Origin of the sequence: Methylacidimicrobium sp. AP8 (genome assembly GCF_903064525.1) — a bacterium.
Taxonomy (GTDB): domain Bacteria; phylum Verrucomicrobiota; class Verrucomicrobiia; order Methylacidiphilales; family Methylacidiphilaceae; genus Methylacidimicrobium.
Map to the genome: position 1 here is coordinate 526,987 of NZ_LR797830.1, position 22,251 is coordinate 549,237.

Here is a 22,251-nt window from a genome sequence, read left to right on the forward strand (position 1 = left end):
CGCAGCCGCCGGCTGCCGATTACGCCGGATCGGAGTCCGGCGCCCTTCGGCGCTTCGGTAAGCGGGAAGCAAGGCCCGGAAGAAGGAAAGCCGCCGAAAGCCAGACGATCCAGTCGCCGGCGGTCCGGTAGAGGGTCGGGCGCGGGCGATGCCATGCCGCGATGCCGAGCAGGATGCCTTCGCCTCCCTGGGTCTTCCCGCCGGCTTCCGGAAGAGAGGCGACGACCGCCCCGTTCTGGTTGACGAAGGCGCTGATCCCGGTGTTGCCGCAGCGGAGGAGGGGCAGATCGAGCTCGATCGCCCGCAAAACGGCGTTGGCCAGATGCTGGCGGGCTCCCGGAGTCCCGGGGAACCATCCGTCGTTGGTGATGTTCACAAGCAGGTCGGGCTTCCCTCGGGCCGCCTGGCGTACGTAATCGGAGAAGGTGTCCTCGAAGCAGATTAGGGGAGCGATGCGCACCGGCGGATTCTCCAGAACGAAGATGACGGGGGAGGCACCCGGGGAGAACTCGAGATCGAAGGGGACCAGCTTCCGGAGGATCGGGAAGCGGTCGCCCAGCGGCACGAACTCGCCGAAGGGGACGAGCCGGTTCTTGGCATAGATCTGGAGCGACCGGCCCCCGGGGGAAAAGAGGAGGGCATCGTTGAAGAGCCGCCCGTCCTGGATGCGGGGGGTGCCCAAGAGGAGCCAAGAATCGGAGGAGGCCACCCAGGAGAGGAGCGGAACGCGGAGGGAGGGGGTCGAAAGGAGATCGGCTCCGATCGGGCTTTCCGGCCAGACGATGAGCCGGGGGCGCGCCTGGCCGGCTCTTTCGGTGAGGGTGATTTCGCGGGTGATCGCTTCTTGGGGATCGAACGGGGTCTCCACGCTTTGGGGGATCGCGGGTTGGATCAGGGCGTAGGGGAGGCTTTGCGCGACTTCGGTCGGCGTCGTAAGCAGCACGGAAATGCCGTAGGCGGCGACCGCGGCCAGCAGGAGCAGGCCGGCTGCCAGATCGAGATGGAGGCTGCGCTTCTGCCGGCCGAGAATCTCCGCGCGGAGGCGGAGTCCTGCAAAAAAGAGAAGCCCGTTGCCGAAGGCCAGGAGCCAGGAAAGGAGGAGTCCGCCGCCCAGGCGAGCCGCCTGCGCGAAGACAAGGGTCGCCGACTGGGAGACACCGAGGGAGTTCCACGGAAATCCCCCGAAGAGCGAACCCCGAATCCATTCGAGCACGACCCAGGCCGAGGCCAACGAGGCCGAGGCGAGGAGGTTTTTTTGGGGAAAGAAAGGCGCGGGTCCGGAGGTCCAAGGACCGGCCAAGGCGAGCCAGAGGGCGGGATAGAGGGAGAGGTAGAGGACGAGCCCGATCGTCCCGGCCACCGTGACCTTTCCGATCCACCAGAACGTGGTCCCGAAGAAGAGCAGCCCAAGCAGGTAGCCCCCTAGCGCCCGTTCCCCCCATCGTCCCTGGAGGCGGGAAGCGGCCATCGCGGGGATCAGCGCAACCCAGGCGAGCCCCGACCATGCGCACGGAGGGTAACAGAGAAAGAGAAAGAGGCCCGAGAGAAGGCAGAGCGCGAGCGCGGAGCCCGAACGAAGCGGGGATCGGCCTCCTTGGGTTCGGGCCGGCGGAGAGGAGGAGGAAAGGGGCAGAGGGGGGAGCGGATCCACGGACGGAAGCGGGGGCTCCTCGATCTTTTATCGCCTTTGCCCATCCGAAGAAAATGGATTTTCGGGCGGGCAGCCGCGGGGCTGCCAGCAGCTAAAAAATATATGGACACATAGCAAGTTTAATGGCAGTATGTCCGAGTGAAGTTGAGTGTCTGGGCCAAGCGGCAGGGCGTCTGCTACAAGACGGCTTGGCGGATGTGGAAGGAAGGGCGTTTGCCCGTCCCGGCCGAGCAGTTGCCGACCGGAACGGTGATCGTGCATGCGGAGCCCTCGCAACCTAATGGGGTCGTCCTTTACGCACGGGTATCCAGCTCCGATCAGAAAGCGGATCTGGACCGGCAATTGGCTCGGCTGACCGAGTTTGCGCTCAAGCAAACGGTTGCCGATCGTCAAGGCCGTCAAGGAAGTTGCCTCCGGTTTGAACGGCCATCGGAAAGGCATGATCGGGCTCTTGCGTGATCCGAAGGTTGGCGTCATTCTGGTGGAGCATCGGGACCGGCTGATGCGCTTCGGCTTGGAGTACGTGGAAGCGGCTTCTGTACGCGCAGAGCCGATCGGTTCTAGTGGTCGATCCGGACGAGATGACCGACGATATCGTGCGCGACCTGCACGAGGTCATCGTTTCGATGTGTGCCAGGCTTTACGGGAAGCGATCCGCCCAGAACCGCGCCAAGAAGGCACTGAAAGCGATCCATGAGTAAGCTCCCGGTTTTCACGTACCAGACCCGTGTGAGGCTCACACCCGAGCAGTCGGCGTCGCTTGATGTCTATGCGGAACTCTACGGGCGGGCGCAGCGGAGCCTCTTTGCCAAGATGCGGGCGGGCGCATCCATGAACGAGCTCAAGCGGTCGTTCCTGCGCCGATTCGGCCTCACCTCCCGGCAGTTCAACGCCATTCGGGTCGAGCTTGAGGGCAAGATCGCCTTGATCCGGGAAAGGCGGCCCGAGTTGATCGAGGAAGCCAAATGGCGGATCAAGAGAGCGGAAGAGGCGATCGGTCGACTGGAGAAGAAGCATCCGGGATCGAATGTCTTACACCAGAAAAAGCGGCGGCTTGCCGTCCTGCGGGCGAAGCTCGATGCGCTTCTGGCCGATCAGGAGTCCGGCCGGGTCCGGCTCTGTTTCGGTTCCCGCCGCCTCTTCCGCAAGCAGTTTGCCCTGGAAGAGAACGGATACGCCAGCCACGCCGATTGGAAGAAGGATTGGCAGGCGGAACGGAGCAGCCAGTTCTTTCTGCTCGGATCGAAGGACGAGGCCTCGGGCAACCAGTCCTGCCAAGCCACGGTCGCTCCGGACGGCGGCCTGCGGCTACGGTTGCGGCTGCCGGACGGATTGGGAAGCACGAGCAAACACCTGGTGCTCGAGGGCGTGCGCTTCGCCTACGGCCAGGATGCGATCCTCCAGGCCCTCTCCGCCAGCCGGATCGTTACCGCACAAACCAAGACGGGGAAGCTCGTCCGCAAGCGGGAGGAATCCGCCGTGAGCTACCGCTTCGTGCGGGATCGGAAGGGCTGGCGGGTGTTCGTGAGCGTCGAGGCGCAACCGGTTGCCCTGGCGACACGCCGCCTTGCCGGAGCGATCGGCGTTGACATCAACCCGGATCATCTTGCCTTGGCCGAAACCGACCGCTTCGGCAACCTCGTGGAAATCCGCCGGATCGGATTGCATCTCTATGGGAAGAGCGAGGAGCAGGCGAAAGCCAGAATCGGCGATGCGTGCCGACAGATCGCCCGGGCCTGCGCCGAATCGGGCAAGCCGCTCGTGATCGAGCGATTGGATCTTTGCAAAAGGAAGGCCGAACTCGAGTCGGTCGATCCCGTCCGGGCTCGCTCGCTCTCATCCTTCGCCTACGCCAAGACGATCTCCATGCTCAAGGCGGCTTCTTTTCGTGCTGGAGTCGAGGTGATCGAAGTCGACCCGGCCTACACTTCCGTGATTGGCGCGGTCAACCACGCGCGCCGTCATGGCATCGGTTCTCACCAGGGCGCGGCCTACGCCATCGCCCGGAGAGGATTGGGCCTATCCGAGCGCCCGTCCGTGCGGGAGGCCGTCGTGCCGACCCGCAATGGCGGCCACGTCACCTTCGCCCTACCCGCGAGGAATCGAGCGAAGCATGTATGGTCGTTCTGGGCGGACGTTCGGAAGGGGCTCAAAGCGGCGCATGCAGCGCATGCCCGGTCGGGAGGCCACCGCTTGCCTCCCGCGCCTCTGCTCCCGAAATCGCGGGCATTGGGCGCTACCCGGGCCTTGCCGGCGAAACCCCGGCACGCGAATCGTCGGCAACACTGTTCGGCCGACGTCATGGACGATCTTCCCTGGTAGGGGAACGGTTGTCTATGGTTTTAGGAACGGCGTCGACCTTGATCAGTTCGTTGTTTTGTGCGCGACTCCGCTCGAGGAACGGTCCGGCGGAAAGCCGGGAAACTCGCGATGGAAGCTTTTTTTTCCCGGAGCGCTATGCTATCGGCGATTGCCGAAAGGGAACCCGCGCCGTTGCTTTCTCACTATGCTCAAACTTTTCCGCTCCCACTCGGGCTTGCTCGTGCTCATCCTTGCTCTAATCGGGCTTTCCTTTCTTCTGTTTTACAACGTTCCCGCTCTGAGCCGATTGCGCGGGAGGGCGGTAGGAAAGATCGCGGGAAAAGAGGTGACCCTCGAAACCTTCCGCCTCTCGCGGCAGGCGGCGGAAATGGAGCTGGCGCTTTTTTCCGGCGGCCGGGGGCCGCGCCGGGAGGGATTGGACCGGCTGCTCAATGAAATCGCCTGGGGGAGGCTGGTGTTCCTGGAGGAGGCCAAGCGGCTCCACTGCCTGGTGCCCGACGAGGCGGTGATCCAGGCGATCGAGGGGCTTCCCTTTCTCCAGAAGGACGGCAAATACAGCGAGGAGCTCTACAACCAGTTCGTCAACGGGTTTCTGGGCACGCGGGGAATCAAGGGGGAGCGGTTCGTGGAGATCGTCCGGGAGAACCTGCTCATCGATCAAGTCAAGCTCTCCCTCGTCGCCGGCATCCAGGTCGGTCCGGAAGAGGTCGATCGGCTCTACCGGTCGGAGTTCGGGCCCGCCCGGCTGACCGTGGTTCGGCTTTCCCTGGAGCAGTTCCTGCCGTCGATCACGGTGACGCCGGAGCAGCTCGATGCGGAGATGCAGCAGCATGGGTCGGATCCCTCCCTTCGGATTCCCGAGCAGAGGAAGATCGCCTATGTCGAGTTCGCACTTTCTCCGGAAGAGAGGAAGCTCCCGGAGAAGGAACGGAAGGAAGCCGAGGAGAAGCTCTTGCAGCGGGCGGAGGATTTCGCGGTGGCGCTGAGCCGGGAGGAGGTCAAAAAGAAGGCCTTTTTCGAAAAGGCGCAACAGCTGGGGCTCACCGTCCGGGAAATCGGATCGATTTCCGAGGAACAGCCGCCGGACCTTCCCGGAGGCGACGGCCCCGCCCTTGCCGAAGCCGCCTTCGCTCTTTCGGAGGAGAATCCGATTAGTGATCCGATCCGGTCGGCGGAAGGCTTCCGGGTGGTGTTGCTCAAGGAAGTAGAGCCGAGCCGGCTGCGGCCGCCGGCGGAGGTCCGCGAGATCCTCCGCCGGAGGCTGGCCGAGCGGCTCGCTTTCGAGAAGCTTCTCGCGCAGGGAAAGGAGATGGCGCAGGGCCTCCGGAAGGAGCTTTCCGCAGGCAAGCCGTTCGCCGATCTGGTCCGGGAGCGGAAGCTTGCGGCGGAAACCTTGACACACTTCGTGCCCGCCGAGCCGCCGAAGGAGGTCAAGGACGGAGCGGAGATTGCGCTCGTGAGCCGCCTCCTCGAGCCCGGGCAACTTAGCGGGTTTGCTCCGGTTCCGGGAGGGGGCATCCTCGTCTACCTCGAGTCCCGGGAGGCTCCTGCCATGCCGGAAAGCGCGGAGCTGCGGCGGCAGATCGCCGATGGACTGCGGGAAAGCCGCGAGCAGGAATTTTTGGAAGAGTGGCTCATGGAGGAGAACCGGAAGCCGGGATACCAACTGCCCAGGAGCTTGGCGAGCCTGGGGCCGGAGGAGCCCTGAGCAGCGGCCTCGGGGCATGCTTTTCTTTTTTCCGGGAGGATATCCCCCGGTGCGGCGCGCTCCCCCGCCCGAGCATGGGGAAATTCTCGGGAAGGTTATGGCAACGGCACGGCGGGAAAAGGAGAAAATGGCGGACGGAACGCGCGGGAATTCGGGGGACAGGGCGGCGGAGCGGATCTTGCGCCGGCTCTTTCTCGTGGGATCCCTAGGCGGGGCGGTGTTGACCGCGTATCTGACCGGGCTGTCCTGGTGGGGGAAGCTCCCCGCGGGTTGCCCCGCCGACGGGGGCTGCGGGACGGTCCTCACGAGCGCCTGGGCGAAGCTTTTCGGACAGCCGGTGAGCCTCTACGGGTTGGGCCTCTACGGCGCGCTCGCGACCCTCTCCCTTTCGGGTTGGACGGCCTTCCGGCGGAGCGTGGGCTTTGCCCTCCTCCTCTTCGGACTCGTGTGGAGCGGCCTCTTTGTCTATGTCTCGGTCTTTGTGCTCGGGGCGACCTGCCCCTACTGCCTCACCTCGGCGGGACTTCTTTGCCTTCTCTTCGTGTTGCTTTTGCTGACACCGGGGGAGAAACCGGCAAGACGTTCCTGGGTTCTGCTGCTGCCTGTGGTTCTGGCGGCCGCGGGGGGGTCCGCGGTCCTCTTCCACGCCGCGTCGCTCCGGAGAGACCGGGCGCTCCGGGCTGCGGCGGCGGTTCCGCAGAAGGGGGAGGATCTGGTTTGGCTGGAAGAGCTGGCCGCTCATCTAACCAAGAGCGGGGTGAAGTTCTACGGGGCTACCTGGTGCAGCCATTGCCGGCTCCAGCGCGCGCTCTTCGGAGAGGCCGAGGCGCTGCTCCCCTTCGTCGATTGCGCCCCCGAGGGACGCGGGGGCCCGATGGCCGCGCCCTGCCGGGAGATCGGTGTGCGGATCTTTCCGACCTGGACCATAGGCAATCGCAAATACGAGGGCATCTTGACGCCGGAAACCTTGGCGGAGCTGACCGGCTTCCGTCCCCGGCCCGGCGGACGGAGGAACCCGCCGATCGGACCGTGAGCAAGGCGGGGTAGCCTGCCGGCTAGCGGCCATTTCTCACAAGCTTTCTCCTACGGCTTGCAAAACGGGCTCGTCTGCTTCGCTCCCGCTTGGTTTTCCATCCTCGCAGTATGTCTTCATACAGCTCCGGTGGAAAACCTGCGCCCGCCTCGCACCCAAGCCCATTTGCGGCGCCTCGGCTACGAAATTTGTGAGAAATGGCCGCTAGAACTTCCAGGCGAAGGTGGCCTGGACCCAGAAGGGCAGCCCCGCGACGATGCCGCCATAGTCGTTGGTGCGATCGGGCATCGTGCCGATGGCGTAGGGAAGCCAGTAGGGCTCGTTGGTCAGATTGTAGATCCAGAGGGAGACTTCCCACTTCGGCTGGGCGTAGAAGATCCGGGCGTTGAGGAGATATTGCCAGGGGATCGCCGTCGCGTAGTTGTAGCCGAGGAACTGCTGGCTCATCACGAGCGCGCTTACGGTCGCTCCGAAGCCCGAATCGGCCTGGTAGGTGACCATCGCGTTGATGACCTGCTGGGGCCAGCCGATGAAGGGATAGGCGCCGGGCGGGTAACTGGCGTTATTGTTGAGCGGAAGGTCGGCCCGGAGGGCGTAGGCGGTGGAGTAGGTCTGCGACATGGGTGGGCCCGAGGGCAAGCCGGACCAGTCTTCGACGCCGCGCGCAAAGAAGTAACCCGTGCGCATCCACCAGTGACGATCGGGTTGGTAGGTGAGGTTGGCTTCGAGCCCGGTGACGGTGGCCGGGGTGGGGGAGACGTCGACGAAGTTGAAGAGGGGGATTTCCTGCGAGAAGCCGGCGAGGGAGGCGTAGAGCTTATTATGGAGGAGGCTCCACTTGAATCCTCCTTCGAAGAGCTGTTCTTGCAGGTCGAAGAGGCTATTGGGGAGGCCGGTGGGGTAGACGTTGAATCCGCCGACGGCTCCGACGTTGGCGACATACATCCAGTTGTAGCTGAAGTAGGCGGTCCACCAGGGGTAGATCTTGTAAACCGCACTCGCGTTCACCATGGGAAGCTCTTGGATGGTTTGCGCTTGCACGAAGAGTTGGGGCGGGGTTCCGGGTGGCGTCTGGCTTGAGACGAAATAGGTGGTGGCGCGGGCGCCGAAGAGGACGGAGAACTTGTCGGTGACCTGGAGATTATGCTGATAGAAGGGTGCGAGGGTCCAGTAGTTGGAATCGGTCGTTCCAGCGCTTCCGTTGAGCGGCTCGAAGTAGGCGCCGGGCTTTCCCGGAATCGGCCACTCGCCGCCTCCCGGAGCGGAGGGATTACGGATCAGGGATTGGAAGAATGCGGTCTGGGTGAGATTCCAACTCGTCGGGTTGGTGCGGAGGATGTCCCAGGCGTTGGCGCTGCCGAAGTAGAGTTCCGATTCGTAATCGAGGTTGTGCTCGAAGCCCCATTCGACTCCCGCGTCGATCTGGTGTTGGAGGAGGAGCCCGCCGAGCAGCCCGCCTTCTTGGGTTGAGCTTTCCTTCGATTGGCCGATCGGGGTGGCGAACTGGGCGAGGAGTTCGGTGCGGTTGTCGATCTCGTAATCCCCCATGGCGACTTCGGTATAGTAGGCGGCCGGAGCCACCACCGAATTGCGTCCATAGTAGGCGAAGGTGTTGTTGCGGAGCTGGAGGCTCTCGTCGATCTGGAGCCGCTGGACGAGCTGGACGAATCCCGTGTAGCCGAGTCCTTGGGATTCGGGGTTATTGGCGATCATTCTGCGGCTGATCGGCTCCAGAGGCCCCGCGTAGCTGGCGAATCCGGGATTGTTGACCGTTCCGATCTGGACTTGGGAGACGGGCAAGGAGCCGGTGTTGTAGAGGCCGTCCTCGATGAGAGAGCTGGTCGGCCGGTTCATCCACTCCATCGTCGGGGTGAAATCGTAGGTGCCGAAGTCGGAGTAGAAGTCGACCGAGTAGTTGTCGGTGGGGCGGGCGCCGAGGGCGAGGTAGACGTTCTGCTGGTCGTTGTGGACGTCGGGCTGGTAGTAGCTTCCGTTCTCGATGCCCATGTAGCTCAAGCGATAGGCGACCTTGTGCTGCTGATCGACCGGGCCGCCGATGTCGGCGCCCCACATGTAGTTTTGGTACATGCCGGTGGTGTCCCAGACCTGGCCGCGGAAGCGGTCGAAATAGGGCTGCTTGGTGATGTAGTTGACCGTGCCGCCGGCTGCCTGCTGCTGGCCGAAGACGGCGTTGGCCGGCCCCTCGGTGATGTCCTCGGACTCAACCATGTTCCAGTTGAAGGGGGTCAGCGGCATGCCCGCTTGGAGAGCCGTGAACTGGATTCCATTGATGTAGGGCTGTGCCGCCATGCCCCGGACGGAGGGGGCGGCCATCATCCCACCGCTGTTTTCGCTGATGGCGCCTGGGATCAGGAAGGCGGTGCTCAGGGGGTCGATGTAGCCTTGGGCGGTCATGCCCGCCGAGCGCATCAGGGTCTGGTTGACCGGGGTCACCTGCCGCGGGGTGTCGAGGACCGAGAGGTCGAGCCCGTAGACCGAGGAGGTGTCGGCCGGCAGGACGTCCGATGCGGGGGGAGCCGCCGCCGTCACGGACACTTCGGGCAGCACGGCCGGCGATTGCGGGGCGGCGGCCGACGGTGCAAAGGCCGGCTCCTGTCCGCCGGCACCGGAAGGAAGCAGGAAGCAGAGAAAAAGGAGCGCCGCGAAGGGCAAGCCAGGGGAAATCCGCCGCCATGGCTTCATGCGAGTGGAGAGTAGAGCAAAAAGATGAGAAGCCGCTATCGCTCCCTTGCCAATTTTTAGCGGCGGATTGCGCTAAAGGATGACCCGTCGGGAGGCGCGATGCGGCGGCCGGATCGCTCGGCAGCCCTCTTCCCTTCGGGGAAAAGATGCCTTCCTCCCCCGGTGAAGCTGCGTTTAGCGATCGGTCAAGTGAAAGGCGATCGGAACCACCGCATAGGAGGCGACGGGAGCTCCGCCGGCGGTCGCCGGCCGGAATCGCCAGCGGCGCACCGCCTCCAAGGCCGCCTGGTCGAGGGCAGGAAACCCCGAGCTCCGGTAGAGGGAGACGGCCTGAGGAGTGCCCAGGGGCGAGACAAAGACCTTGACCAGCACCGTCCCCTCTTCTCTCCTCCGCCGGCTCTCCTCGGGATAGGCGGGAGGGGGATTCCGCAGGTAGTCGGGGCGAGCGGAGCTGCTGCCCGCGGTCCGCTGGAAGGTGGCCGTATCCGGGCCGGCGCCCCTGAGTCCCCGGCTCGTTGCGGCCGCCGGGCGTAGCCGGGGCGGCCGCTTCGGAGCGGGCCGAGCGGCGGGTGCGGGCGGTAGCTCGGGCTTTCGCACGATGGCGGGAGCCATCTCGTCGGGATGCGACCGGGGGAAAGCTTCGGGAGAAGGGCTCTCGATTTTCGTTTCGGCCGCGGGAGCCGCACCCTCGACAAGCTCGACGGCGACCGAGCTCCGGCCGGGGGCGACGCCGTACTCGACCTTTTGCGTTACCAGGCGGCCGGTTCTAAAAAGGAAGGCCGCATGAACCACGACCGAGAGGATCCAGCCGATCCAGCGCGCGCGATCCATCGCCTTCTTCGGCCTGCGAGATCCGAAGCGTGATCCGCCCGGCCGATGCATCGGATTAGTTTTAGTCGAGCCTAAATTATGAGTCAACTCTCCTGGCCGGCGGAGTAGGAGGGATGCCGACTCCGCTTTTTGCGGCCATGGGAAGAGTACGGTCCAGAACCGGCCGCCGCTGATGGCCGCTTGCCGATGGTCTGCTTTCCGTTGCGGTCTTTGCTCCCGAAGGGCGTCGAATCGGGAAGATCATGTCCCATTGCCGGTATGTGGCTGCCGGTATCCCTGTCCCGGGCAGAAGAGCTTGCTCGGACTCGGCGGCTTTGGTCCGGCCCGGCGGGCGGGGCGTTAGAATTTCCAGGCGACGGTGCCTTGGATCCAGAAGGGGAGGCCGGCGACGATGCCGCCGTAGTCGTTGGTGCGGTCGGGCATCGAGCCGATGGCATAGGGGAGCCAGTAGTGCTCGTTGGTTAGGTTGTAGATCCAGAGGGAGAGCTCCCATTGGGGTTGGGAGTAGAAGATTCGGGCGTTGAGGAGGTATTCCCAGGGGATGGCGGTGGCGTAGTTGTAGCCGAGGAACTGCTGGCTCATGAGGAGGGCGCTCAAGGTTGCTCCGAAGCCCGAATCGGCCTGGTAGGTGACCATGGCGTTGATGACTTGCTGGGGCCAGCCGATGAAGGGGTAGTCGCCCGGGGGGTAGCTGGCGTAGTTGTTGAGGGGGAGGTCGGCCCGGAGGGCGAAGGCGGTGGAGTAGGTTTGGGACATGGGCGGGCCATAGGGGAGGCCGGACCAGTCTTCGACGCCGCGGGCGAAGAAGTAGCCGGTGCGCATCCACCAGTGGCGATCGGGTTGGTAGGTGAGGTTGGCTTCGAGCCCGGTGACGGTGGCCGGGGTGGGGGAGACGTCGACGAAGTTGAAGAGGGGGATTTCCTGCGAGAAGCCGGCGAGGGAGGCGTAGAGCTTATTATGGAGGAGGCTCCACTTGAATCCTCCTTCGAAGAGCTGTTCTTGCAGGTCGAAGAGGCTATTGGGGAGGCCGGTGGGGTAGACGTTGAATCCGCCGACGGCTCCGACGTTGGCGACATACATCCAGTTGTAGCTGAAGTAGGCGGTCCACCAGGGGTAGATTTTGTAGACCGCACTCGCGTTGACCATAGGGAGCTCCTGGACGGTTTGGGCTTGGACGAAGAGCTCGGGCGGGGTGCCTGGGGGGGTCTGGCTGGAGACGAAGTAGGTGGTGGCCCGGGCGCCGAAGAGGAGGGAGAGCTTGTCGGTGATCTGGATGTTGTGCTGGTAGAAGGGGGCGAGGGTCCAGTAGTTGGAGTCGGTGGTTCCGGCGCTTCCGTTGAGGGGCTCGAAGTAGACGCCGGGCATTCCGGGGATCGGCCACTCTCCGCCGCCCGGGGCGGAGGGGTTGCGGATGAGGGATCGGAAGAAGGCAGTCTGGGTGAAGTTCCAGGTTGTGGGGTTGGTGCGGAGGATGTCCCAGGCGTTGGCGCTGCCGAAGTAGAGTTCCGATTCGTAGTCGAGGTTGTGCTCGAAGCCCCATTCGACTCCCGCGTCGATCTGGTGTTGGAGGAGGAGCCCGCCGAGGAGCCCGCTTTCCGTGGATGAGCTATCCTTGGCGGAGCCGATCGGGGTGGCGAACTGGGCGAGGATCTCGGTCCGGTTGTCGATTTCGTAATCCCCCATGGCGACTTCGGTGTAGTAGGAGGCGGGAGCGACCACTGCGTTGCGTCCGTAGTAGGCGAAGGTGTTGTTGCGGAGCTGGAGGCTCTCGTCGATCTGGAGGCGCTGGACGAGCTGGACGAAGCCGGTGTAGGCGAGTCCTTCGGACTCGGGGTTGTTGGCGATCATCCGGCGGCTGATCGGCTCCAAGGGGCCGGCGTAGGCGGCGAAGCCGGGGTTGTCGACCGTCCCGATCTGGACTTGGGAGACGGGGAGGGAGCCGGTGTTGTAGAGGCCGTTTTGGATAAGGGCCGTCGTCGGCCGGTTCATCCATTCGAACATGGGGGTGAAATCGTAGGTGCCGAAGTCGGAGTAGAAGTCGACCGAGTAGTTGTCGGTGGGGCGGGCGCCGAGGGCGAGGTAGACGTTCTGCTGGTCGTTGTGGACGTCGGGCTGGTAGTAGCTTCCGTTCTCGATGCCCATGTAGCTCAAGCGATAGGCGACCTTGTGCTGCTGATCGACCGGGCCGCCGATGTCGGCGCCCCACATGTAGTTTTGGTACATGCCGGTGGTGTCCCAGACCTGGCCGCGGAAGCGGTCGAAGTAGGGCTGCTTGGTGATGTAGTTGACCGTTCCGCCGGCCGCCTGCTGCTGGCCGAAGACGGCGTTGGCCGGCCCCTCGGTGATGTCCTCCGACTCGACCATGTTCCAGTTGAAGGGAGTGAGCACCCCGCCCGCATAGAGGGCTGTCCACTGGATGCCGTTGATGTAGGGCTGCGCGGCCATGCCCCGGACGGAGGGGGCGGCCATGGTGGCACCGGCGTTTTCGCTGATCGCTCCCGGGACCAGGAAGGCGGTGCTCAGGGGGTCGATGTAGCCTTGGGCGGTCATGCCCGCCGAGCGCATCAGGGTCTGGTTGACCGGGGTCACCTGCCGCGGGGTGTCGAGGACCGAGAGGTCGAGCCCGTAGACCGAGGAGGTGTCGGCCGGCAGGACGTCCGATGCGGGGGGAGCCGCCGCCGTCACGGACACTTCGGGCAGCACGGCCGGCGATTGCGGGGCGGCGGCCGACGGTGCAAAGGCCGGCTCCTGTCCGTCGGCCCCGGAGGGAAGCAGGAAGCAGAGAAAAAGGAGCGCCGCGAAGGGCAAGTCAGGGGAAATCCGCCGCCGGGGCCTCATAAAAGCGAAAAGCGAAATGGATCGGTTGGCCGGCCTATCTCCGAAACGGGCGCGGGAGATCGATGCCGAAGAGGGGCGCTAAGCGGAGGAGACCGAAGATCAAGAAGCCGGCGAGCGGCAGGCTCACGGCCAAAGGGGCGGGGAGGCGGGAGCCCTGGCCTAGGATGAGGAAGAAGCGGTAAACCAGGAAAAAGGCGATCAGGATGAAGATCGCGTGGAAGACCCCGGCCGTCGGGTGGCGCCGGTTGAGCCGGGCTCCCTCCGAGAGTCCGAGCAGGAGGAGGACGAAGGCGGAGCACGGCTCGGCGAAGAGGTTGTAGAACTGGATCTTGTAAGGGGCCAGCGTGCGCGGAGAAAGTTGTCCCGGGTTGGCGATCAGCTTCCAGAGCTCTCGGGCATCGAGATCCCTGGGCTTGGTCTCGAGGGCGACCATACGCTGCGGCGGGGTGTCCCACGCGGGCAGGGCGAGTTCGGGGAAGAGGGTGGAGCTGCGGAAGTTGCCGGCGGCGTCGTAGTCGACTCGATTCACGTCGATCAGGGTCCAGTGGCCGTCCTTCCACCGCCCGAGGCGCGCGAAGTATTTTTTTTGATCCGCTCCGAGCACGTTCTGCACGATCACCTCGAGGTTACGGGCTTCTTTGGCCCCGAGATCGAGCTCCTGGAAGTACCAGATCCGATGCCGGCCCGCCTCCCGGAAGATCATCCCCCGGACCGAGGTCACGGCGGAGCGGTTGCCCTTGATCTGCTCCATGATCTGGTCCCGCCTGGCTTGGGAGTTGCCGCCGGGACCGAGCTGGATGGCGAGGAGAGCGACGGTCAGGCCGACGCCCACGACCAGGAACGGGAGAAAAATGCGGCTCAAGGGGACGCAGCAGCTCTGCATAGCGATGAACTCGCTGTGCCGCTGGAACTGCATCAGGCAATAAAGGGCGGCGAAGAGCGTGGCCGGGGGTGCTACGATGATCAGCGCGGCCGGCAGGAAGGCGGTGTAGTAGGAGACCACGATCGCCGTCGGGGTCTTGTTGGTGATAAAGTCCTCGAGCGAGCCGAAGAGATCGGCCAAAACCAGGAGCGAAAGGAAGCCGACGATCGAGAAGAGAAGGGGCTTCAGAAAGGAGGCATACAAGTAGCGCGAGAGGATCTTCACGGGCTGGCGAGGTCGCGCATGCAGGATAGGGGAACGGGGTTCAAGGCAGGTTCACGCCGACGACTACGAGGCCGCGGAAGTCTCCGTCTTTGTATCCGGTCGCCCGATCCTCCGGGTAGCTTGCGCGGAGCGCGGCTTTGAGGTCCGGCGAAAAGGAGGCCGGATCTCCGTGGCAGGAGAGGCAGAGGCCGGTGATCCGGATCGGCTGGTAGTAGCGGTAGGTCGTCTTGCCCTCCGCCACCACCTTCTGCAGCAGATCGGGGGGGAGCGGTTCGTGCCGCGACTCCGCTTCTAGATAAATCCGGAGAGCTTGCTGTTCGACCGGATCAGGCGCATCCGCAGGATTGCGCACGCGGTTGGAGGTGCGCTTGAGCAGAAAAATCGCCCCGGGGGGGCGCGCCCGTTCGCGCACCTCGGTAGTAAGCGCCGGCGCTTGGATCCGGCAGACCGAAATCGCGCCGACCGGTCCTCCCTTTGCCAAGGCTCGGGTGAGCTCCTCGCGGATCGTCGTCAGGAGCGTCTGCGCGACCGGTTTTGCGATCGCCCGGATCCGTTCGCTCTCCGCAAGCGTCGGCTGCTCGACGATCGGCTGGGTGGTTTGGGCGGAAGACCTCTCGACCCCGAAAAGGAGGAGGGCGAGGAAGGTCGGAAGAAGTAGGTTCATGCGCGACCTCGCGGGGTGCCCGATTGAAGTGTGCCTTGCTTCCGGCCGCAGGAAAAGAAAAACGAAGCGCCGCGGCGCCTGGAAGCCGACGGAGGTCGGCACTTGCCTTCCGCGCTCCGCGGGCCGATAACGGTGCTGCGCCGGCAAGCCGAGGATCGTCCGGGCGACAAGAAGAGGAGGAAGGGGAGGATCGTGGGGGCGAAAAGAGAGGCAACCGGAATCCTGGCGGTCGTCATGCTCTGGATCGCCCTCGGGACGGGCCGCTCCTGGGCGTGGGATCTTCAGAATAGCGTGGTGCAAGCGGCCGAAATCATCCGCAGCTTCCGGTCGCTGCCCGAGGAGGAGATCCCGCCGGCAGTCTTCCGCAATGCCAAGGGCTTCGCCATCCTCACGGTGATCAAGGCGGGCTTTCTGGTCAGCGCCCGCGGAGGCCGGGGCTTGGTGATCGCGCGGACAGACGGCGGCTGGTCCGGGCCTTCCGCGATCGCTACCGGCGGCCTCGGGTTCGGCTTCCAGGTGGGTGCCAACCTGACCGACTTCGTGCTCGTCCTGAATACCCGGGAGGCCATCCTGGCCTTCGCGCACGGCGGCAACGTGACCCTGGGCGGCAGCATCAGCGCGGCGGCAGGCCCGGTGGGCCGGACCGCCGAGGGATCGGTGACCCCATTTGCCGCGGTGTATACCTATAGCCGCAGCCAGGGAATCTTCGGAGGGCTGTCGCTCGAAGGGACGGTGATCGCCGAGGCTCCGGAGACCAATCGGCAGTACTACGGGCGGGAGGTGAGCCCCGAGGAAATCCTGACGGGGAAGGTTCGGCCCCCTGCGAAGGCGAGGGTTCTTATCCAAGAGCTCGAGAAGCCCTATAGCGGTGGTCCGGCCGAGAAGAGCGGCAAAAAGAGCCGCACGGAGTCGGACGAGCCGCTGCCGAGCGATTAGGAGCGGTGGGAGCGGGCCGCCGGAAGAAAGATCCCCGGGCGGACCGGGAGGGCCGGCGCATTGGAGAAAAGCGGGAGCTGCGGGCGAAGGACCGAAGAGAGGGGGAACCCGCCGGTGAGGAGACGGTTTCCGGCGCATGGAGGAGGTTGCGGCCGAAGCGGTTCGGCCGCGAAGGCCGGTGAAGTTGCCGCGGGGCTCCTGCGGGTTTGCCGGGTTCTTGTCCTGCTCGGCTTCTTGACTCCAGCCCCGGGCCATGCCGAGGACCTGCTCGAGGTCTTTCGGCAGGCGGCGAGAACCGATCCCCTCCTGGCACGGGAGAAAGACCTCCTGAACGCAAACTCGGCGGGGATTTCGGCGGCCCGCTGGGCGCTCGGACCGAAGATGCAGGCTTACGGCGGAGCGGGGGTCGCAAGCCTCAATCTCTCCTTTGGGAACGCTTTCAGCCTCGCGACCGGCACGACCGCCGAATACTACACCGTGCTGCTGACGCAACCACTTCTCGACGGGCAGAGCATCGCGGCATTGCGGGTCGCGAAGTCGCAAGCACAGGCGCAGCATGCGATGGTTCTTTACCAGGAACAGCAGATGATCCTCCGGGTCGTCCAGGCCTATCTGACCGTGCTTCAGGCCGAAGCCAACCAGCGGGTGGCCGCCGAGCAGCGGGAGCTTTTTCAGAGCGTCTGGAAGCAGGCGACCGCCTTTCTCGCCGTCGGGCGGGGCGATGTCATCGCCGCTTCGGAAGCGAAGGCTCGCTTCGACGCGGCGGAATCGAACTTGACGACGGCGACCAATGCGGTCGGAATTGCCCGAAAGGTCTTGGAACGGATCACGCACGGCCCGGTCGGAAAGCTCGCGGACGTGGGGGAGATCCAGCCGCTCGGACCGCAACCGGATCAGATCGATATTTGGACCAAAACCGCGGTCGACAATCAGCCGCTTCTCCATCAAGCCCGCTCCCTTCTGGCGGCGGCGGTCCAGCAGATCGAGCAGAACCGGCGCGCGCAATGGCCCGTGCTCTCCGTGGTGGGGTCGTCGGCGGCGCTCGGGGTGAACGCGGTGCCGCTCAACATCCAGTCCGAAGCGGGCTTCCTTACGCTTTCGGTTCCGTTCTTCGACGGCCAAATCGGCGCTCGGGTCAAGCAGGCGAAGGCCCAGGCGCGGGCGAGCCAGCGGTATCTCGATAACGCCATCGATCAGGTCAAGCTCGACACCGAGGAGGCCTTTTTAAACTTGCAGAGCAGTGTTTCGCAGCTGCAAAGCGCGGCAACCGCCGTGGAGTCGGCGAAAACGAGCTTGGACGGGACCCGGAAGGGTTACGAGATCGGAACCCGTTCCGTCGTCGACCTGCTCACCGTGATCACCGACTACGGCAGCGCGCGGAGGGACTATTACGTCGCCCTCTACAACCATCTGCTCGATCGAGTGCAATTGAAGGGAGCGGCAGGGGTGCTCACGGTGGAGGACATCCGTGCCCTGAACGATCTGCTCCGGAAGCGGTGAAGGGGGATGATGGCGGACCATCCGGTGACGAAAAAGGCAGAGTTCCCGAGTCGCAAGCGGATGTTCCTGAGGCTGGCTCTGCTCGCGGTCGCCGTCCTGGCCGCCGCCGTCTTCTTCTGGTGGCGTGCCGGGCTGGAAGCCAAGGAATGGCTTGTCTTCTACGGGAACATCGACATTCGCGAAATCCAATTGGCGTTCTACGACGAAGGCCGCATCGAGCGGATGTTCGTCCGGGAAGGCGACCGGATCCGGAAAGGCCAGGTCCTGGCCGAATTAGATCTCTCGCGCCTGGAGGATGCCGTGCGCAAGGCCGAGGCGACCGTGCGCGTGGATCAGGCGGCTCTGGAGAACGCCGAAATCACCTATCGGCGCACCGAGGCGTTGGCCAAGGACCGATACGTCTCCCTCCAGGAACGGGACAACGCGGTTGCCGCACTGAAGGAGGCCCGGGATCGACTAAAAGCCGACGAAGCGGCGCTCGTCCTCGCTCGGAGGCAGCTTCAGGACGGGAAGCTCGTGGCGCCCAAGGACGGGGTGATCGAAGTGCGGATTTTGGAGCCCGGGGACATGGTGACGCCGCAGGCCCCGGTCTTCACGGTAGCTCTCGACAATCCGGTTTGGGCCCGCGTCTACGTGCCCGAGCCGGACCTGGGCAAGATCTTTCCGGGAATGCGGGCCGAGATTTACACCGACAGCTATCCGGGACAGGCCTTTTCCGGATGGATCGGGTATATTTCCCCCACGGCGGAATTTACGCCCAAGAACGTCGAAACTCCGCAGCTGCGGACGCGGCTCGTCTACGAGGTGCGCGTCTATGCCTGCAATCCGGATCACCGGCTCCGCCTGGGAATGCCGACGACGGTGAAGATTCGCCGAAGCCAGCCCTATCCGCCGCCCCCGCCTCCATGCGGCTTGGATTGACCCGAAATGAGCGGATCGCCCTGCATTTCCCTGGAGGGAATTGCCAAGCGCTTCGGAAAAGGAGCGAAGAGCGTCGTGGCGCTCGAGGGAATCTCGGTGGAGATCGCTTCCGGCCGGATCACGGGATTGGTCGGACCGGACGGTGCCGGGAAGACCACACTTTTGCGGATCGTCACGGGCCTGCTCCGGCCCGACGCAGGGCGGGTCACGGTCCTGGGGCTGGATCCCGGCCGGCAGCAGCAGGAGCTGGCCTCATGGCTCGGGTACATGCCTCAGCGGTTCGGTCTCTACGAGGATCTGACCGTCGCCGAAAATCTTGAACTTTATGCCGATCTGCAAGGCGCGCCGAAATCGGCGCGGGCGGCTCGCTTCTCCGAGCTTTTGCACATGGCCGGCTTGGCTTCCTTCACCGACCGGTTGGCGGGCCGCCTTTCCGGAGGGATGAAGCAGAAGCTGGGACTGGTCTGCACGCTCTTGGGGCGGCCGAGGCTTCTGCTTTTGGACGAGCCGACGGTAGGCGTCGATCCCCTTTCCCGGCGGGAGCTCTGGGCCATTCTCTTCCGGCTGCGGGAGGAGATGGGCCTCTCGATCTTCGTGAGCACCTCCTACCTCGAAGAAGCCGAGCTTTGCCAGCAGGTGATCCTATTGTCCAAGGGAAAGCTCTTGAGCGTGGGGGAGCCCGCGGCGATCGCCGCCCGCGCCGCCGGAAGGACGTTCCGCGTCGAGTCGAACGGGCTCGGGCCGCGGCCCCTCCATTCCCGGCTTGCGCGGATTCCCGGCATCTTGAGCTCCTCGATCGAAGGGAGCGGGGTCCGGGTCCTCATGGCGGACGGTTCGCTTGTGGGACGGCTGGAGGCAAGCGGGTTGGGCGGCTATCGGGCGGAGCCGGCCGCGCCCCGGTTTTCGGACGGATTCCTGGCCGCCCTCGGCGAGAAGCAGGAGGGCCGGAACAAGTCGCGCGCGCCCGGGACGGCTTCGATGGACCATCCCGCCCGAGCGGGGGAGGAGATGATCGTCGTGCGGGATCTTTCCCGGTTCTTCGGCACGTTTGAGGCGGTGAAGAAGATCAGCTTTCAGGTGCGGGCCGGAGAGGTCTTCGGGCTTCTCGGACCCAACGGCGCCGGGAAGTCGACGACCTTTCGCATGCTCTGCGGGCTGCTTCCCCCTTCGTCCGGCGTCGCCCGGGTGGCCGGCGTCGACCTCCGAACCGGAGCGGCCTCGGCACGGGCCCGGATCGGGTATGTGGCGCAAAAATTCTCGCTCTACGGCTCTCTGACGGTCCGGCAGAACATGCAATTTTTTGCCAGGGCCTACGGTCTGTCGCCGAAGGCGCAGACCGAACGGATCGGCTGGGCGGAAGAGGAGTTCGAGCTGGCGCCGTACCGCGACGCGAGCGCGGAAGAGCTTCCCCTGGGCTTCAAGCAGAGGCTGGCTCTCGCCTGCGCGCTCTTGCACGAGCCCGACGTGCTTTTCCTGGACGAGCCGACGTCGGGTATGGACCCGTTCGCTCGCGAGGAGCTCTGGCTGAGGATCGGGGAAATGGCGCAGAAAGGGGTCACGGTGCTGATCACGACCCATCATCTGGAAGAAGCGGAGTTTTGCGATCGGCTGATCATTATCGCCGAAGGGCGCATCCTCGCCGAAGGAACTCCCGGCGATATCAAGGCGCCGTTTCGCACGGCGCAAACACCGGAGCCTTCGATGGAAGAGGCTTTTGTCCGCCTGATCGAACGGAGCAGGGGGGAGGGATGAGCTTCGCGCCGATGCGCTTGGGCGCGCTCTGGCGGAAGGAGTGGATGCAGATCCGCCGGGATCCGGCCAGCATCGGAATCGGAGTCGTTCTACCCGCCATCCTGCTCCTCCTCTTCGGCTACGGAATTTCTCTGGACGCCCTGCGACTCCCCATCGGAGTCGTCGTTGATAGGCCGAACCCGCTTACGGCAAGCTTCGTGGCGGGCCTCGAGCAGTCGCGCTACTTCGCTCCCCATCCGTACGCCACCATCGAGGCCGCCGAGGAGGCGATGAACCGGACCAAGGTGGAGGCAATTCTCTGGCTCTGGGGCGATTTCACCAGGCGCGGACTGCGCGAGGGAAATGCACCGATCTCCCTGATCGTCAACGGAGTCGATGCGAATACGGCGCGGCTTTTGGAAGGATATTTTCAAGGAGTCTGGGGTCAATGGCTCGACCGGGAGGCGAAGACCTCGGGAGAGCCGATCCTCACCCCCGTCGATGTCGAAAGCCGCATCTGGTTCAATCCGGCGCTCGAAAGCCGGCGCTATCTGGCCCCGGGGGTGATCGTGATCAACATGACCTTGGTCGGCGCACTGTTGACCGCGCTGGTGATCGCGCGGGAGTGGGAGCGGGGGACCATGGAAGCCCTCCTCTCGACTCCTGTGTCGGTGTCCGAGATCCTCTGGAGCAAGATCGGTCCCTACTTTGTTCTCGGCATGGGAGGAATGGCGGTCTCCGTGGGGATGGCGGTCGGTCTTTTCGGGGTGCCGCTCGTCGGCTCGCCCTGGGTGCTTTTCCTGGCCGCGGCGCTCTTCCTGCTTTCTTCGCTGGGGATGGGTCTTGTCATCTCCACCGCGTTTCGAAGCACCTTCCTGGCAAGCATGGTGGCGGTCGTCGCGACCTTTCTGCCCGCCTTCATCCTCTCGGGTTTTATTTTCGACATCGGCTCGATGCCCGGGCCGATCCGCCTCTTCACCTATCTCTTTGCCGCCCGGTATTTCGTGGCCCTGCTCCAGACGATCTTTCTTGCCGGGAACGTCTGGAGCGTGATCGTGCCGAATCTGGCGGCGCTCTCCCTGATGGCCTCTCTCTTCCTCGGGATCGCTTGGAGGATCTCCCGGCGCAGCTTGGAATGAACCGGCACCAACCATGCGGCGTATCTTCGGCCTGATCGTCAAGGAGCTCCTGGCGCTCTTCCGCGACAAGCGGAGCCGGTTCGTCGTGATCGGCCCGCCGCTGATCCAGCTGATTGTTTTCGGCTACGGCGCCACCTTCGACGTCAACCGGATTGCCTACGTCGTCTTTGACGAGGAAAACAGCGGCGCCTCGCGCGACCTGCTCGCCCGGTTCGAGGGCTCCCGGGTCTTCCGCTGCGTGGGCCGCGTGCATTCGGACGAGGAGATCGTGAAGGCAATCGACCGGAAGAAGGCGCTCCTGGTTCTCCATGTTCGGCGGAACTTCAGCCGAGACCTCTTCGTCTCCCCTCCGGCTCGAATGCAGGCGATCGTCGACGGGAGGAACTCGAACACGGCCGGAATCCTGCTCGGCTACGTCAACCAGATCGTGCTCGACTTCAACGCGGACTGGCTCCGGTCGCACGGGATGCGGCCGCCGCCGGCCGTCCTTCAGCCGCGCGCCTGGTTCAACCCGAACCTCGAGTCCCGCTGGTTTATCGTTCCCGGGTTGCTGGGCACCCTGACCCTGGTGGTGTCGATCATGACCGTCGGCCTATCGGTTGCCAGGGAACGCGAAGCGGGCACGCTCGACCAGCTGCTGGTGACCCCGATGACCCCGTTGGAAATCGTCCTGGGGAAGGTGATTCCCGGATTCTTGGTGGCCATGGGGGAGCTTACCCTCATCCTGCTGACCGCGATCCTCTGGTTTCGCATTCCGTTCGTCGGCAACCTGCTTGCGCTCTACGTAGGGCTGGCCTTCTACAGCTTGGCGACCATCGGGGTGGGGCTGATCATTTCCTCGATCTCGATGACTCAGCAGCAGGCCCTTCTCGGCAGCTTCTTCTTCCTGAGCCCGGCCATCGTGCTGTCCGGTTTTTCCACCCCGATCCGGAACATGCCGGAGCTGGTCCAGTGGCTGACGCTTCTGAACCCCTTGCGTTATGCCCTGGTGGTGACCCGCCGCGTGTTCCTGGAGGGAGCGGGCTTCGGCGAGGTCTGGCCGCAATTCCTTCCCATGGTGCTGATTGCAGCAGCCACGCTGCTCGGAGCTTGGTGGGTGTTCCGACGGCGGGTAGGGTAGAGGACGA

At 64.5% G+C, this 22,251-nt stretch carries 15 protein-coding genes and 1 pseudogene; 10 read left to right on the forward strand and 6 right to left on the reverse strand.

Annotation, left to right across the window (positions count from 1 at the left end; all coding sequences use genetic code 11):
- Positions 1–19 precede the first annotated feature (19 nt).
- Entirely contained in the window at positions 20–1,651 is a 1,632-nt protein-coding gene (gene lnt, locus MTHMO_RS02370) for an apolipoprotein N-acyltransferase (RefSeq protein ID WP_202213366.1), read from the reverse strand.
- A gap of 138 nt (positions 1,652–1,789) precedes the next feature.
- Here lnt and MTHMO_RS02375 point away from each other — a divergent pair.
- From MTHMO_RS02375 to MTHMO_RS02390, 4 genes and pseudogenes are all read left to right on the forward strand, one after another.
- A pseudogene (locus tag MTHMO_RS02375) lies at positions 1,790–2,352 on the forward strand (IS607 family transposase).
- The gene (locus tag MTHMO_RS02380) at positions 2,345–3,973 is read left to right on the forward strand and encodes an IS200/IS605 family accessory protein TnpB-related protein (protein WP_202213367.1); all 1,629 of its coding nucleotides are present in this window, start codon (positions 2,345–2,347) and stop codon (positions 3,971–3,973) included. Before MTHMO_RS02375 ends, MTHMO_RS02380 begins: the two are co-directional and overlap by 8 nt.
- A 184-nt stretch (positions 3,974–4,157) precedes the next feature.
- Positions 4,158–5,681, forward strand: a complete 1,524-nt coding sequence (locus tag MTHMO_RS02385) for a peptidylprolyl isomerase (protein ID WP_202213368.1) — start codon at positions 4,158–4,160, stop codon at positions 5,679–5,681.
- 97 nt (positions 5,682–5,778) lie between these two features.
- A complete protein-coding gene (locus MTHMO_RS02390; RefSeq protein ID WP_202213369.1) occupies positions 5,779–6,714 on the forward strand; it encodes a vitamin K epoxide reductase family protein in 936 nt (311 codons plus the stop codon).
- Between the two features lie 204 nt (positions 6,715–6,918).
- On the opposite strand, the gene MTHMO_RS02395 is transcribed toward MTHMO_RS02390, so the two are convergent.
- The 5 genes from MTHMO_RS02395 to MTHMO_RS02415 all read right to left on the reverse strand — a co-directional run bounded on the left by MTHMO_RS02395 (position 6,919) and on the right by MTHMO_RS02415 (position 14,897).
- The gene (locus MTHMO_RS02395; RefSeq protein ID WP_237394707.1) at positions 6,919–9,417 is read right to left on the reverse strand and encodes a TonB-dependent siderophore receptor; all 2,499 of its coding nucleotides are present in this window, start codon (positions 9,415–9,417) and stop codon (positions 6,919–6,921) included.
- 174 nt (positions 9,418–9,591) lie between these two features.
- Complete coding sequence (locus MTHMO_RS02400; protein ID WP_202213370.1) at positions 9,592–10,248, reverse strand: energy transducer TonB; 657 nt, start codon at positions 10,246–10,248, stop codon at positions 9,592–9,594.
- A gap of 339 nt (positions 10,249–10,587) precedes the next feature.
- Complete coding sequence (locus MTHMO_RS02405; RefSeq protein WP_237394708.1) at positions 10,588–13,056, reverse strand: TonB-dependent siderophore receptor; 2,469 nt, start codon at positions 13,054–13,056, stop codon at positions 10,588–10,590.
- A gap of 64 nt (positions 13,057–13,120) precedes the next feature.
- Positions 13,121–14,233: an LptF/LptG family permease gene (locus MTHMO_RS02410; protein ID WP_202213371.1), complete on the reverse strand. Its 1,113-nt coding sequence runs from the start codon at positions 14,231–14,233 to the stop codon at positions 13,121–13,123.
- Between the two features lie 40 nt (positions 14,234–14,273).
- Positions 14,274–14,897: a DUF3365 domain-containing protein gene (locus MTHMO_RS02415; protein ID WP_202213372.1), complete on the reverse strand. Its 624-nt coding sequence runs from the start codon at positions 14,895–14,897 to the stop codon at positions 14,274–14,276.
- Positions 14,898–15,089: 192 nt separating this feature from the next.
- Between MTHMO_RS02415 and MTHMO_RS02420 the strand changes: the two genes are divergently transcribed.
- The 6 genes from MTHMO_RS02420 to MTHMO_RS02445 all read left to right on the forward strand — a co-directional run bounded on the left by MTHMO_RS02420 (position 15,090) and on the right by MTHMO_RS02445 (position 22,244).
- Positions 15,090–15,833 carry a YSC84-related protein gene (locus MTHMO_RS02420; protein WP_237394709.1) on the forward strand — a complete coding sequence of 248 codons (744 nt, stop codon included), beginning with the start codon at positions 15,090–15,092 and terminating at the stop codon, positions 15,831–15,833.
- Between the two features lie 234 nt (positions 15,834–16,067).
- Positions 16,068–17,333 carry a TolC family protein gene (locus tag MTHMO_RS02425; RefSeq protein ID WP_237394711.1) on the forward strand — a complete coding sequence of 422 codons (1,266 nt, stop codon included), beginning with the start codon at positions 16,068–16,070 and terminating at the stop codon, positions 17,331–17,333.
- Positions 17,334–17,393: 60 nt separating this feature from the next.
- Positions 17,394–18,254, forward strand: coding sequence for an efflux RND transporter periplasmic adaptor subunit (locus MTHMO_RS02430; protein WP_202214813.1), 861 nt, complete (start codon positions 17,394–17,396; stop codon positions 18,252–18,254).
- Between the two features lie 6 nt (positions 18,255–18,260).
- Positions 18,261–20,006, forward strand: coding sequence for an ATP-binding cassette domain-containing protein (locus tag MTHMO_RS02435; RefSeq protein WP_202213373.1), 1,746 nt, complete (start codon positions 18,261–18,263; stop codon positions 20,004–20,006).
- Positions 20,003–21,124 carry an ABC transporter permease gene (locus tag MTHMO_RS02440; protein WP_202213374.1) on the forward strand — a complete coding sequence of 374 codons (1,122 nt, stop codon included), beginning with the start codon at positions 20,003–20,005 and terminating at the stop codon, positions 21,122–21,124. The genes MTHMO_RS02435 and MTHMO_RS02440 overlap by 4 nt, the downstream gene beginning before the upstream one ends.
- A 13-nt stretch (positions 21,125–21,137) precedes the next feature.
- A complete protein-coding gene (locus MTHMO_RS02445; RefSeq protein ID WP_202213375.1) occupies positions 21,138–22,244 on the forward strand; it encodes an ABC transporter permease in 1,107 nt (368 codons plus the stop codon).
- Positions 22,245–22,251: the final 7 nt, after the last annotated feature.